13 protein-coding genes are annotated in these 13,388 nt (G+C 69.0%); 5 read left to right on the top strand and 8 right to left on the bottom strand.

The window, feature by feature from the left end:
- Positions 1-9: 9 nt before the first annotated feature.
- Positions 10-1,284: an MFS transporter gene (locus ABZT12_RS19605; protein ID WP_356385667.1), complete on the bottom strand. Its 1,275-nt coding sequence runs from the start codon at positions 1,282-1,284 to the stop codon at positions 10-12.
- Between the two features lie 184 nt (positions 1,285-1,468).
- Here ABZT12_RS19605 and ABZT12_RS19600 point away from each other — a divergent pair, with 184 nt between their 5' ends.
- Entirely contained in the window at positions 1,469-2,230 is a 762-nt protein-coding gene (locus tag ABZT12_RS19600; protein WP_356385664.1) for a phosphoglyceromutase, read from the top strand.
- A gap of 78 nt (positions 2,231-2,308) precedes the next feature.
- Here ABZT12_RS19600 and ABZT12_RS19595 read toward each other — a convergent pair whose 3' ends face one another.
- The 6 genes from ABZT12_RS19595 to ABZT12_RS19570 all read right to left on the bottom strand — a co-directional run bounded on the left by ABZT12_RS19595 (position 2,309) and on the right by ABZT12_RS19570 (position 8,062).
- Positions 2,309-3,544 (bottom strand): site-specific integrase, encoded by a 1,236-nt coding sequence (locus ABZT12_RS19595; protein ID WP_356385661.1) that lies wholly within the window; start codon positions 3,542-3,544, stop codon positions 2,309-2,311.
- A 701-nt stretch (positions 3,545-4,245) separates the two neighbouring features.
- Positions 4,246-4,485, bottom strand: a complete 240-nt coding sequence (locus tag ABZT12_RS19590; RefSeq protein ID WP_356385658.1) for a helix-turn-helix domain-containing protein — start codon at positions 4,483-4,485, stop codon at positions 4,246-4,248.
- Between the two features lie 241 nt (positions 4,486-4,726).
- Entirely contained in the window at positions 4,727-6,304 is a 1,578-nt protein-coding gene (locus ABZT12_RS19585; protein WP_356385655.1) for an ATP-binding protein, read from the bottom strand.
- A 68-nt stretch (positions 6,305-6,372) separates the two neighbouring features.
- Entirely contained in the window at positions 6,373-6,918 is a 546-nt protein-coding gene (locus ABZT12_RS19580) for an HNH endonuclease (RefSeq protein WP_356385652.1), read from the bottom strand.
- A 2-nt stretch (positions 6,919-6,920) separates the two neighbouring features.
- Positions 6,921-7,703, bottom strand: coding sequence for a hypothetical protein (locus tag ABZT12_RS19575; RefSeq protein ID WP_356385649.1), 783 nt, complete (start codon positions 7,701-7,703; stop codon positions 6,921-6,923).
- The gene (locus tag ABZT12_RS19570) at positions 7,700-8,062 is read right to left on the bottom strand and encodes a hypothetical protein (RefSeq protein ID WP_356385646.1); all 363 of its coding nucleotides are present in this window, start codon (positions 8,060-8,062) and stop codon (positions 7,700-7,702) included. The genes ABZT12_RS19575 and ABZT12_RS19570 overlap by 4 nt, the downstream gene beginning before the upstream one ends.
- 208 nt (positions 8,063-8,270) lie before the next feature.
- Between ABZT12_RS19570 and ABZT12_RS19565 the strand changes: the two genes are divergently transcribed.
- Both ABZT12_RS19565 and ABZT12_RS19560 read left to right on the top strand, forming a co-directional pair.
- Entirely contained in the window at positions 8,271-8,606 is a 336-nt protein-coding gene (locus ABZT12_RS19565) for a winged helix-turn-helix domain-containing protein (RefSeq protein ID WP_356385643.1), read from the top strand.
- Between the two features lie 160 nt (positions 8,607-8,766).
- On the top strand, positions 8,767-10,014 hold the full coding sequence (locus ABZT12_RS19560; protein ID WP_356385640.1) for an XRE family transcriptional regulator: 1,248 nt from the start codon (positions 8,767-8,769) through the stop codon (positions 10,012-10,014).
- 553 nt (positions 10,015-10,567) lie between these two features.
- Here the strand turns inward: ABZT12_RS19560 and ABZT12_RS19555 are convergent.
- Complete coding sequence (locus tag ABZT12_RS19555) at positions 10,568-11,170, bottom strand: hypothetical protein (RefSeq protein WP_356385637.1); 603 nt, start codon at positions 11,168-11,170, stop codon at positions 10,568-10,570.
- 773 nt (positions 11,171-11,943) lie between these two features.
- Here ABZT12_RS19555 and ABZT12_RS19550 point away from each other — a divergent pair.
- Complete coding sequence (locus tag ABZT12_RS19550) at positions 11,944-12,177, top strand: YozE family protein (RefSeq protein WP_356385634.1); 234 nt, start codon at positions 11,944-11,946, stop codon at positions 12,175-12,177.
- Positions 12,178-12,656: 479 nt separating this feature from the next.
- Complete coding sequence (locus tag ABZT12_RS19545) at positions 12,657-13,349, top strand: hypothetical protein (RefSeq protein WP_356385631.1); 693 nt, start codon at positions 12,657-12,659, stop codon at positions 13,347-13,349.
- The last annotated feature ends 39 nt before the right edge of the window (positions 13,350-13,388 follow it).

Raw genomic sequence — 13,388 nt, 5'->3', positions numbered from 1 at the left:
GCCCCCGCGTCAGGCCGCCCCGACCTCCGGCTCGGCCGGCACCGGGTCCCCGGCGCCCGCCCCCGCGCCGGGGCCCGTCTCCGCCGTCGGCACCCGCCGCATCAGCGCCCCGTACCCCACCGCCGCCCCCGTGCCGACGACGGCGCACGCGCCCCACAGCCAGTCGGCACCGAAACGGTCGATGACGAGGCCGGACACCAGCGGGGCGACGAGCGCGGCGACCGACCAGGACAGGGTGTACACGCCCTGGTAGCGACCGCGGCCGTGGGCCGGGGAGAGCCGGACGACCAGACCCGTCTGGGTGGGCGCGTTGATCATCTCGCCCACCGTCCACACACAGACCGTGAGCGCGAGGACGACGACCGGGCCGGCGAACGCCGTGAGGGCGAAACCGTAGCCCGCGAGAAGCGAGGAGACCATCAACAGCCGCTTGGCGTCCCGGTGTTGGATGAGGCGGGTGACCGGGATCTGGAGCGCGACGATCAGGAAGCCGTTGACGGCCATCGCGGCGCCGTACTCGGCGGGCGAGTGACCGGCCTCGCCCATCGCCACGGGCAGACCCACCGCCCCCTGCTGGAAGACCAGGGCGACGAGGAAGGACAGCCCGACGACGCTCATGAAACGCCCGTCCCGCAGCACGTTCGTGAGCCGCACCGCGTCGGCCGCGGCCCGGCCGGCCGGGGTGGCGACCGGCCGCGACTCGGGCAGCCGCAGGAAGACCACCACCGCGCAGGCCGCCGTCATGGCCGCCTCGATCAGGAACCCGGCGCGGTAGCTGTACCCGGCGACGAACCCGGCGGACAGGGAGGAGACGGCGAAGCCGAGGTTGATCGCCCAGTAGTTGAGCGAGAAGGCGCGCACGCGGTCCTCGGGCCGGACGATGTCCGCCATCATCGCCTGCACGGCGGGCCGGGAGGCGCTGCTCGCCATCCCGACGAGACAGGCGACACCGGCGATCGCGACGGGGTCCCGCACGAAGCCGAGCAGCGCGACGGACGCGGCGGTCGACGACTGCGCGAGCAGCAGCGTGGGCCGTCGCCCCAGCCGGTCGGCCAGCACGCCCGCGCCGAACGAGGAGACGACCCCGCCGAGACCGTGGAGCGAGGCGACGAGACCGGCGTAGGAGGCGGAGTAGCCGCGGTCGATCGTCAGATACAGGGCCATGAAGGTGGAGACGAACGCCCCGAGCCGGTTGACCAGGGTGCTGATCCAGAGCCACCAGAACGCACGGGGGAGACCGGAGACGGTCTCGCGGCTGGCACGCCTCAGCGCGGCGAGTGGCATGGTCGGATCCCCCACGGTCGGACAGGTACAGGCACGTGAACGACAGGCTGGTAAGCGTCTCAAGCGGTGCGCACACCTTACTTACCGGACGCCCTGGAGGGCCACTCGATTAACAGAAGGTGTCGGCTGTCCGGGTCCCGGGCGGGCGAGCGGCCGGACGAAGGCTTCCATTACGCTCGTACGCATGGCCGACGCACCGTACAAGCTGATCCTCCTCCGCCACGGCGAGAGCGAGTGGAACGCGAAGAACCTGTTCACCGGCTGGGTGGACGTCAACCTGAACGAGAAGGGCGAGAAGGAGGCAGTCCGCGGTGGCGAACTCCTGAAGGACGCCGATCTCCTCCCCGACGTGGTCCACACGTCCCTCCAGAAGCGCGCGATCCGCACGGCCCAGCTGGCCCTCGAATCCGCCGACCGCCACTGGATCCCCGTCCACCGCTCCTGGCGCCTGAACGAACGCCACTACGGCGCCCTCCAGGGCAAGGACAAGGCGCAGACCCTCGCCGAGTTCGGCGAGGAGCAGTTCATGCTCTGGCGCCGCTCCTACGACACCCCGCCCCCGCCCCTCGAGGACGGCACGGAGTTCTCCCAGTCGGACGACGCCCGCTACGCCTCCATCCCGCCGGAGCTGCGCCCCCGCACGGAGTGCCTGAAGGACGTCGTCCTCCGCATGCTCCCGTACTGGTACGACGGCATCGTCCCCGACCTCCTGACCGGCCGCACGGTCCTCGTCGCGGCCCACGGCAACTCCCTCCGCGCCCTGGTCAAGCACCTCGACGGCATCTCCGACGCCGACATCGCGGGCCTGAACATCCCCACGGGCATCCCCCTGGCCTACGAACTCGACGCCGACTTCAAGCCCCTCAACCCGGGCGGCACCTACCTCGACCCGGACGCAGCAGCGGCAGCGATCGAGGCGGTCAAAAACCAGGGCAAGAAGAAGTAGGGTTTGTGATCATGCCTCCCACCTGCGCGAACGGCGCGGATGGGAGGCATTTTCATGCGCTGGAACCTCTCTGGAACCTCAGCCCGTGGGGTCCTGCGGCCGGAGCGCTCGCCCGAGAGCCTTCCGGGCGCGGTCCCGGCTGCTCGGCATGAGGTGCGCGTACACCTTCAGCGTCAGCCCCGGATCGGAGTGCCCGAGGTACTCCGCGAGAGCCTTGATGCTCTCCCCGGCGTCCAAGAGCACGGACGCGTAGAAGTGCCGGAGGGCGTGCATCCCGTGCTCGCGAGCGGCGGCGTGCTCGCGGCTCTTGGCCTTGGGGATGACCCCGGCCTTGGCGAGCGCGGGCTTCCAGTGGTCTTCGTTCAGCGACGTACGCCAGACGTGCCCGCCGTTGGGGCCCGTGAAGATGAGCCGCCGGGTCACCGGCTGGCCGTTCGCCCGCATCCACGGGAGCTTGATCTCCACAGGCGGGAACCGCTTGATGTGCTCCTGCAGCGCCTCCGCCACGGGGTCGGGCAGAGGCACGTCACGGAGCTTGCCGCCCTTCGGGGGCGCGAACACGGCCTTGCTCAGACTCAGCTTGAGTTGCTGCACCACGTGCAGGGTGCCGCTGTCGAAGTCGATGTCATCGACGGACAGACCGAGGATCTCGCCTTGTCGCAGACCGCACCCTGCACCGACGTCGACCATGGGCCGGAAGCGTTCGACCATGGCGGCGCGCATGGCAAAGACGCGCTCAGGCTCCCAGGGGACGACACGGCGTGCACCGATGGCCGGCGGGGTCACCGTGTGCGAGTTGCAGGGGTTCCGGCGTAGGCATCCGTCCTCGACAGCGGCGGAGAGCACGGCGCGGACGTTGGAGAAGATGACGCGGGCGTACGAGCCGGACATGCCGGTCTCTTCGAGCTGCGTCACGAACTCGCGGATGTGGCTCGGCTGGAACGACCCGAGCTGACGCGACCCGATGCGCGGGAAGGCGTGCAACTTGAGCTGAGACTCCATCGACGCACGGGTGTTGGGGTCGCCGCTCTGGCTCGCGAGCCACTTCTCCGCGAACTCCTGAAACGTCGTACGGGACGCGTTCGGGTCGATGAAGTCGCCGCGGGCCACGTCCGCCTGCATGGCGCTCAGCCACTGCTCGGCGAGGCGCTTCTGTCCGTCGGGGAAGGATTTGTTCTTCCGCTTGCCGTCGGGTGTGAGGTAGCGGGCCTGGTAGCGCATCCCCGTGCCGTAACGGTCGGTCTTGACGCGGATGGTCTTGCCGTTGGCGTCGGTGGTGGTCTTGATCCAGCGGTCGAAGATGTGGCCAGCCATGAGGGCTGTCTCCTTCGGTTGGTAGCAGGGCGGGGCGGGGCCGGGTGGGTCCCGTCGGGCCGGTTTCGGGGTGTGCTGGGCCGGGCCCGCTACTCGCTACGGGCCTGATCACTTGGCGTTCGGGGTGCTAGCGGGGTTGCTACCGGTAGCGGGTGGGGGTGCTACCGGTAGCAGGGCCCGGCGGGGGTTCAGGGAGGCGGCGACAGGGGGTGCCGGGTGCCTTCCTGAGGGGGTTTCGGGGGCGCTGGGGGCGTGCCTCCCTGCCTCCCTGAGAGGCCATCTGCGCTGATCAGGTAGAGGGAGGCGGGTAAGGGAGGCGGTCAGGGAGTTCTCCCTGCCTCCCTTGGCGGGCGGGCCGTTCGTCCCTGTCTCGCGCCGTGTCCGCCGGGCCCGACGGGGAGGCGGGGACAGCGGCCCCGCGGGGCTCTGTGAGGGGGTGTTCGGGGCGGTTGCGGCGGCGCCTCCCCGCCTCCCCGAACGGGTCTTTGCACTGATCAGTGCGGGGGATGCGGGGCGGGGAAGCGGTTGGGGAGTTCTCCCCGCCTCCCCGGTCGGGCGGGGCTGCCTCCCCGCCCTTTAGCGCCGGTTCCGGCAGTGCCGGCGGGCGGGGTGCTAGACGCTAGGCCGCAGGCCAGAGGGGGGATTGGCTGCTAGCGGGGTTGCTAGACCTAGCGGGGGCGGGTGCTAGGTCTAGCAGCCGTTCACGCCGCGTCATCGAGGGCGGTCCGTTCCTTCTCCCATGCCTGTACGGCGGCCGGGTTGAAGCGGAGGTAACGCCCGACGCGGAAGCCGGGCGGGCCGATCCGCTTGCGGCGCCAGGCGTAGACGGTCTCGACGCTCGGGAGGCTGAACATCGTGACCAGGTCTTCGGGAGTGAGGTAGCGGTCCGGGAGGCCGCCGCGCAGGGTGGCGCGCGGGTTGGTCGGCTCGTCGGTGGCCATGGTGTTGGTGACTCCTCGTGTCCGTGGGGGCGGTGCGTGGGAGTGGTGCCGGTCGCCGTCCTAGAGAGTTGGTGTATTTCAGCGTCCGCAGCGTCCCAGCGTCCGCAACGCTGGATTAGCGCAGGTCAGTTGGGGGGAGGGTTGCGGACGCTAGTGCGGACGCTGGACGGCTGTAGCGTCCGCAGGTTCGACGTGTCCGGGCTGCTGTGTGCGGCCCGGCCCGGAGGGTTTTCCGGCTACGTCATCCCTGTTCAGGCCATGCCTCGCGCTCCCGGGGCGGGCCGGTCTCCGGCCAGAGAGAGGTCTGGTCGGGTGCGGACGCTGACTCGTCGTCGGGTGCGCGGGAGAGGGTGAGGAGCTTGTTCCGCATCCGGTCAGAGCTACGCTGCGTGTCGTCCACCATGATCCCGATGGACCGCAGCAGGGGCGCGAGCCGCTTGACCCGGCCGCCCGCGCGAGTGGCGTCCACAGGCCAGTTCTTCGGCCTCACCAGCGGGACGGGCAGGACTTCGAGCAACTGGCCAGCCGTGCCCTGCCAGATACCGGCCTGGTCGACCAGGTGGGCGATGGCCATCGCGAACGGGTCGCCCTCCATCGCGTCCGTGGCGACGTTCGCGGACGTGGCCAGGTAGTCGCCCAAGGTGTTCCAGCCCTGGGTCTGATCGACGGCCGCCAGCACGCGGGCGAAGTCGGCCATGCGCGGCATGGACTCCAGCCGGATGGACGGCAGGACCGCGAGCGCGCACGCCAGCACGTCGAACAGGGCCCCGAGGACGGCCGGACGGACCACGTCGAACGTGGCGTCCAACTCCTCTTCGGAACGGCGCCGGGTGGCGTCGATCAGTTGCAAGTCGAGCATGAGGACGCGTTCGGCCAGGTCCCCCGCGAGTGCCCCGGCGTCGATCGTGGTCATGGCGAGCACACGCTTGAAGGTGAGCACCACCACGTCGTCGTCGGTGTACAGGGCCCGGTCGACCACGCCGTCACCGGTCACGGCCTTGCACAGGGTGTCCGACAGCCACGGCGGGATGGTGGAGATGTTGTCCAGGCACAGCGCCCATGAGCTGAACGCCTGCCGCGACCACGCCTTTTCGTCCCGTGGCTGGCTGCGCTTGGCGGCCGGGGACGGGTCGATGAGGTTGATGAACATCTGCGCGGCCTTGGACTTGCCCGTGCCCTGTTCGCCCTTGCAGACGAGTGCCGGGTGCGGGATGTCCGGAATCCACGCGGCGATGAGCCAGGCAACGAGCTGATGGAACGCGGACTTATCCATGTTCAGCAGGGCGTGCAGCTTGGCCAGCCCGTCACCGTCCAGCACGGGTTCGGGCATGGGGGCCATCGCACCGGAGCGGCGGAAGAGCGCCGGGGCCCGGTCGACCACCTGCCAGCCGATCCCGGAGACGACGACCGCGCGGCCGTCGGCGCTGCCGAGGTCGACCACGATCGCGCCGGACGGGTCGCGGCCCACCCGCAGGTTCACGGGCACCGGGTCGTTGTCTTCGGCGATGCCTTCCAGGACCGTCATGGCGTCCGCGAGGGCGGACTGTGAGGCGACCTCCCCGGGGTAGGCGTCGGCGAACTTGCGGGCGAGACGCTGCCGTAGACCGGCCTTGCCCCGGAGCGGGAGGGCGATGTTCGGGCCGCCCAGGGCGACCGCGTAGGGGCGGCCGTCGGTGGACATGACGAACCGGTACTCCTCACGGGCCATGGCCACGATCCGCGCGGCGGCCGGCGGAGGCTTCCCGTCGTCACCCGCGCCCGTGGTCGACCGGCGCCGTGTGTTCACGGCCTTGCCGGGGGTGTTCACGGGACCGTTCATCGGGTTCACGGGTCGGGTCGACCCGTTCACGCGGGGGGTTGATCCGTTCACGCTGCCGTTCACAGCGTTCACGCGAACACCGCCTCTCCAGTCGGGCCCGTGCACGTCCGCACGGGTCGGGGCGCGCGCAGGCAGTCGGGTCGGATCGACGCACGGCGCACGACCGCGCGGCAGACCGGTCGGGCCGACCGTGCCGGGCCGTGACGCCGGGTGTGACGCGGCTCGTCACGCAGGTCAGGGGTCGATCGACGGTCGATCGGGTCGGGCGTCCACACCGCCTCGTATGTCGACCGGTTGGCGTGGGCGAGTCGGGCCAGCAGGGGCCAGACGGCCGGGTCGAGGGTCGGCTGAGTCGGGTCGGCCCACCGCAGCACGAACAGAGCGAGCGAGAGCGGGAGGCGGTCGGCCTTGGCCTGGTTGCAGTCGCCGCACGCCAGCATCAGCGAGGTGACCGACCACGACCGCCACAGCGACTTGGGCGCGATGTGATCGAGGGTGGCCTGAGTCAGGTCGGTGAACGGGCGGCAGCAGTAGGCGCAGTGCTCCCCGTGGCGGCGTGCGAGCTGTTCCTTGCGCACGCGCCGCTTGGCGGAGTTGATCGGGTGAACGCCCACGCCTACCACTCCGTCCGGGCCGACCGCAGCCACAGGCCGTCCGGTGCCGGGGGCGGGGTCAGTCCGACCAGGTAGCCCCCGGCGTCCGGGCGCACGATCAGGGGCGCGGGCTGGCTGCGGTCCCAGCGCACCAGGTCGAACGCGAACCGGCGGCGGTGGTAGTCCGGCAGAGCCTGCTTGTACAGCCACTCACGGTCCCGGTCGCGGTCGGCGGTCCGGCCGAACTCGTCGGACATGAACGCCCCGAGACGGATCAGGGTCTCGGTCGGCACGGCCGTCACACCCTCGTGGATGGCACGGGCCAGCATCAGCTTGCGGCGCGGGAGCTCCCGGAACTCCGTCATGCGGTACCGGTCCAGGCTGGACAGGTAGATGGCCACGCCGACTTCCCCGGCCGTCATCGGGCGGGAGCGGGCCCCCTCGTACCAGAACGACAGGGCGAGCCGGTAGGCGAACCGGCGGCAGTGCGCGACCTCGGGGAACTCATCTGCGGGCAGGTCTTCGAACGTGGGCGTGACGCCCGCGATCCCCGCCGGACCGAGCGTGCGCACGGCACCGTTGAGCGCGTCATAGAGGGTGTCGGTGTCGGGGACCGGCACGGCCAGTTCGTCGGCGGCCGTCTCGAACAGCGCGGCAGCGGCTTCCGTGACCGTCAGTTCCAACCCCATGATCGGGATGGTGGGGAAGTCCTCCCCGGCGGGGCGCCGGTCCATCTCCGCGAGGGAGAAGACCGGCGCCGCGCTCGGAGCGACCTGCGCGTACAGGGCGTCCGTCGCGTTCGTCACGCCGTGACCCCGTACACGCGGGTGATCGCGGCGGCCAGAGCACGGGCCCACTTCACGCTGTCCGTGTCCCCACGGCCGTGCAGGAGCGCCAGGGCATCGGCCGCCTGGTCCTCGAACATGACGACGTCGGTGGCCAGAAGCGCGAAGTTCAGCGCGTCCCGGACGGCTCGGTCGTCGTCCAGCTCCCCGTACACGAGGCCGCCCGACCCGATCAGCAACGCGAGCATGTCGGCGAACGACAGGTGCGCCACGACCGGAACTGCGACCCGAACGAACTCCTCTTCGTCCGGCTCGCCGAAGACGTTCACGCGTCGGCCGGGCAGGGCCGGAAGGCCGGACAGGAGGGTTGCAGGCATCATGGATGTACCCCTTCGAGGGTCAGGGAGCGGCTATCTGCTTGGCGGTGGAGGCCGCTCCTTGCTGTTTCCTGGTGTGACCAGGACTTTTACGCGGGATTCCCGAGTATTTCCGGGAGCCGCTTGATGACTAGCTTGCACTAGTCTGCTGTGGTGCACAACCCCTGTGGAGTGGTGTGCACTAGTCCGCTGTGATGGGTACGCTCAGGGCATGACTGTCACAGGAGGGCCCAAGCCCAAGGCGGTGCAGGTCGCGGACGCGCTCCGCGAGGAAGTCAAGCGGATGAAGCCCGGTGACAAGCTCCCCTCGCAGCGGGAGCTGATCGAGCGCTTCGGATTCGCGAGCCAGACCATCCAAAACGGGTTGGCCGCGCTTAGGGCCGAAGGGCTCATTGTGTCGGCCGGCAACCTCGGTAACTTCGTTGGTGACGGGACCGTTCCCCGTGACGACGTGCGGGCCGAGATCAATGAAATCCGCTCCCTGATTCAGGCGTTGGCTGAACGAGTGGAAGTGCTCGAAGAGCGCTCCACCGCGAGTGGTGCTTGATCTGCAACCAGCATGCGGGGAACGGAGCGTGTCCGGTAAGTGACACCGAGGGGGCAGACGTGAGAGCTGGGGACATGTCCGCTGTCCCTTCACTGTCCCCTTCCCTGTCCCCGGGGGCGAGGCGTGAGACTCGGCGGGTAGGCACTCGGAGGAGGAGCGTATGAGCGACGGCAGGCCTGCATGGGCACAGCGCATCGCGGCTGAGCGGGCCGCGCGTGATTGGTCTCAGCGGGACGCAGTGAAGGCGCTTCGAGCGCACGCTCAGGAAGAGCTTCCGGCCGATGAAAGCCTGATCCGGCAGTGGAAGCGGTGGGAGTCCGGACAGATCCCTAACGAGTTCTACCGGCCGCTTATCGCGGCGGTCTTCGGCACCGTGACGCACGCCCTCTTCCCTGCGCCGACGCGCCGCGACGGGGGCAGAGAGATCTTGGCCGTGAGCGGCATGGAGACGCTGGAAATCGTGAGCCGTCTCAACCGATCCGACGTCGACGCGGCCACGCTTGACGCGCTACGGATCACGACCGATCGGCTTTGCTCGGAGTACCCGTACATGCCGAGCGCACAGCTCCTCATTGAGGGGCGCCAGTGGCTCCGTCGGGTCGTTGAGCTGCACTCGAAGAGCCTCACTCTCTCGCAGCACCGCGAAGTCTTGGCGCTCTCCGGATGGCTCGCCCTCCTTGTCGGGTGCGTGGAGTACGACATGGGCGACCGGCACGCTGCCGAGTCGACGCGTCGGGCCGCGCTCTCGTTGGCGACCGAGTCCGAGCATGCCGAAGTCGCTGGTTGGGCTCACGAGATGCGAGCCTGGTTCGCCCTCACGACTGGCGACTATCGCGGGGTCATTGCCGCAGCGCAGGCGGGAACCGAGGTTGCCGCCCACCAGGGCGTAGCCGTTCAGCTTGCCGGACAGGAAGCCAAGGCGTGGGCCCGACTCGGGGACCGTCGGCGGGTTGAGGTCGCGCTCGATCGGGGCCGCAACCTGCTCGAAGCGATGCCGCACCCCGAGAACCTGGACAACCACTTCGTGGTGGACCCGGCAAAGTTCGACTTCTACGCGATGGACTGCTACCGCCTGGTGGGAGAGGACAAGTTGGCACGCACGCTCGCTGAGGAGGTTCTGCGCGCGGGCACGGACTTCGACGGCACGGAGCGATCGCCCATGCGTAACGCGGAAGCGCGGGTCACCTTGGGTGTGACGGCCGCGCGGGAGGGTGACCTCGAACAGGCGCTCATCATGGGGGAGCGGGCCCTCGAAGGGGAGCGCCGATCAATGCCGTCGCTCATCATGACGAGCCGCGAACTGGCGGCGGAGATGAGGCGGAGCTACGCGGCGGAACCTGCCGCTCAGGACTACCTTGCCCACCTGCGGGATCTAGGGCAGTCGGTTCCTGGCTTTCTCCCGCAGTGACCTACTAGGTGCGACCTACGGCCGCGCGTCCCTTGGCAGCTCGCTCCGCTCGCGCGCGGGGGCGCTCGGGAACTCCCGACCGTCGCGCTCTTGCGGTGAGCCAGTGGCAGAGGACGAAGAGACCACCCCGCCTCGATGGGGGTGGTCTCTTCGTCGTTCCGGAGCGGCCAGTGTCCGCAGCGTCCGCAGCCCTCCCGCTACTAAGAGCCGCCTTGACCTGGGGAAAAGCACTCTTAGTAGCTGGGGATAACCGGACGCTGCGGACGCTAGCGGACGCTAAACATTTTGTTTAGCGTCCGCGTGAACGGTGCAGGTCAGAGGGGGTGAGCGATGCCTAGCGGACGCTGCGGACGCTATCTTCCCTCAACTCTCTAGTAAGAGAGTGCAGGACGGCTCTTCAGGAGGGGGATCGCGGTGCTCACGGCCATCCGTCCCCACCTGAAGAGCCGTGGCGAGCCGGGCAGAGCGGGAGGGGCGGGCGGCGCTCACCCATGCCTGCCGTCCGCCCCTTGGGAGGTCCGAGGACGGCAATCCAGGCGGGGAGGCAGGTCCGTCAGGCCGAGTCTTCCCCGGCCGTGAACGACTCAGGCTCGTAGCGCTTCATGGCCTCGCGGCGTTCCTTCGCGTACTGAGCCTCGATCATCTCGGGAGTGATCCCCCGCTTCCTCGCCAGAGGGTCAAAGACCCTCTCGGTCAGACGCTCGTCTGTCTGGGTGAACAGCCGACAGTCCGCCTTGAGGTCTGCGCACATCTTGGCCCGACTCACCTCGGCGATTACCTCTTGGATGCGCTCACGCCAGAAGTGGTGAACCAGGAAGTTACGCCGCTTCAGGCTGTTGGTGAGGTCGCCGACCACTTCCGGGTAGGCGCTTACGTGCGGCTCGGCACGCCGGATGAGCTTGCCCATCATGTCCTTGAAGCCCTGCGCCCAAGGGTCGCGGATGAGCCGTTCCCCCTGCTCCTCCGCCGTGATGAGCCTGGCCATGGCGAGGGTGTTCACGAGGGTGTGTTCAAGGACGTTGGCCTTGTAGATGGCCAGCCCGAAGAGGGCGTACAAAGTCTTCTCGTCCGTGCCGTTGTCATACTCGTCGTCCGGCTCTGGGTCCGGCTCCTCCCGCCAGGTCGGCTCATGCCTGACCACATACAGTCCATCCATGCCTTCCAGTGTGCTGGGAAGATGCGCCAACTCGTACTGATTTTTGGGTAGTTGATCACCAGTCGTCATGAGCCGGCCGTCCGCCCCTTGGAGGGCCCGAGGGCGGCATTCCAGGCGAGGAGGCAGGTCTGCCGTCTCCTGGATTGCCCGGGCGTACATGCAAGAGGAGCACCGCGCGCCGCCCGGGGTGCTCCTCTTGCGTCAACGCTCTCGCGTGCCCGCGCCTTACGTCAGGTCGCCCTCCCGCCCGATTTGAGGTGGTTGATATCGCCAGTTGCGTCGATAGCGCCGGTTGACCCCTGCAACCGGCTCCGACCTGCGGGTTTCCAAGTTGCCACGGTTTCCGGGGAGGGGTCCCTACGCGCACGCGCGCGTAGGGACCCGGAAACTACCTCATCGCAGCGCTTCCGTGACGCCGTGGGCGGCCGTTTACGACCCTGGGGGTCTATCCATCCCGCGCAAGGGGGTCCAAGTGCCCTGGAAGGCATTCACGGCCTTCGCCCCCGACGACGGTAGCCGCGCGAGCGTAGCGAGCTGCCAAAGGGTGCGCGGCCGTAGGCCGTTCGTTCATGCCCTTCCTCCGCCGGGCGCGCCGGCACAGCAGATGCTCTTGTCGCTTGTCTTGTCACTTGTCGTGACAAGACGGGGCCGCACTGCGGGGTACCCCGATGCAGGCTTTGACCTGCGAGCCGACAAGCGACAAGCGACAAGACAAGCGACAAGCGGACCAGGCCCGTGGGTTAGCCCAGGCATGGCGGCGGAAGGATGCTGGCATGCCCAAGCCGAAGAGCTTCACCGCATGGTTGAAGACCCACGCCGATCAGCGCAATGCCATCGGAGATCTCGCGCGGGACGTCTCCGCTGATCCTGACTGGCCCTCTCGCAAGGGGAAGCAGGGACAGCTTGACTACCTCGAAGAGCGCGGTGCCATCGACGCGGCTATCGAGACGCTCGAACGTGCCTGGGCTCGGTACGAGGCATATCGGGCCGCTCAGACAGATACCTGAGCGGTCGGGAAGCGGATGACCTCATCCGTCGTAGACCATGTGCGCGCGGGCCCGGAACCTGTATGGAACCTCCGAGGTCAACAAGCAACGACCGACAACGACCACCAACGACAGCCCCGCCGCAGGTCAGTTGCGGTGCACGTCCCGCTGATCAGGGCCAAAACACGGGCGGTCGAAACCCAGGGCAAGAAGAAGTAACGCATCCTCACTTGCTGGTCAAGCCTCCTGCCTGCGGGTTCTCCGCTGGGGTAGGGGGCTTTTCCGTGCCCACGGCGTTCATCTCGCCGCTCCCGTCGCCCCCCGTCGCCTGTCTCCCCTCGTCCGGAAGTGGATCGGAAGTGGGTCGGCGGTGGTGGCGGAAGCGGTGGGGCTGGTGGCATGCAAGGTGTCAATCAGCCTTTCGCGCGCTGTTTTCCGCCGAGTCGTGCGGGGGTGCGGGGGTGCGTGTCAGTGCACTGTCGTGATCGTTGGGGTGCCCCATGAACCACTTCGGACCGCCGCTGTCCCCCGCCGCGCCGTCGCCTCCGTCGCCCTACCGGGCCGATGGGCTGATACCGCCCGCCGGGGCCGCGCGCACCTGGGGGCTCACCGTCATCGGAGTGCCCCTGTTGGTGCTTCTGCTGCTGAGTCTGGTCGGGGGAGGCTTCGGCGGCGAATCCGGAACCGCGGGTATCGGTTCCGGGTCCAGCGGCGGTAGCGGCAGTAGCAGCAGTAGCGACGGCAGCGGCATCGGTTCCGGCTCCGGGGGGCTGGAGCAGCCGTGGGCGTCGGCGGCGTCGTCCACCGGAACCGAGGTGCCGGACCCGTACGGCACCTCGTCCGCGACGCCGGGCCCGTACGGCACCGTCTCCGTGACGCCGGATCCGTATGGTGCCTCCGGTACGGCCGGGCCGCGGGAGGTGGTCGTCGGCTACTTCGCGGCGATCAACAAGCGTGACTTCGGGACCGCCTGGGAACTGGGCGGCAAGAACCTGGACGCCGACTACACCTCGTTCGCCTCGGGGTTCGCCACCACCCTGCGGGACACCGTCAGTCACGTGTCGGTGCGGGGTGACGTCGTGCGGTTGGTCCTCAACGCCCGTCAGACGGACGGCTCTTCGCGCTCGTACTCCGCCACGTACACCGTCCATGACGGTGTGATCACCGCCGGCAGCGCGACCCCCATCACCTGACCACCCGGGCGTACCCGGGCCGGGTACGCCCGCACGAGC

The organism is Streptomyces sp. NPDC005423, from assembly GCF_040606415.1.
Classification (GTDB): Bacteria; Actinomycetota; Actinomycetes; order Streptomycetales; family Streptomycetaceae; genus Streptomyces.
This window is presented reverse-complemented; position numbering and strand designations above follow the sequence as displayed.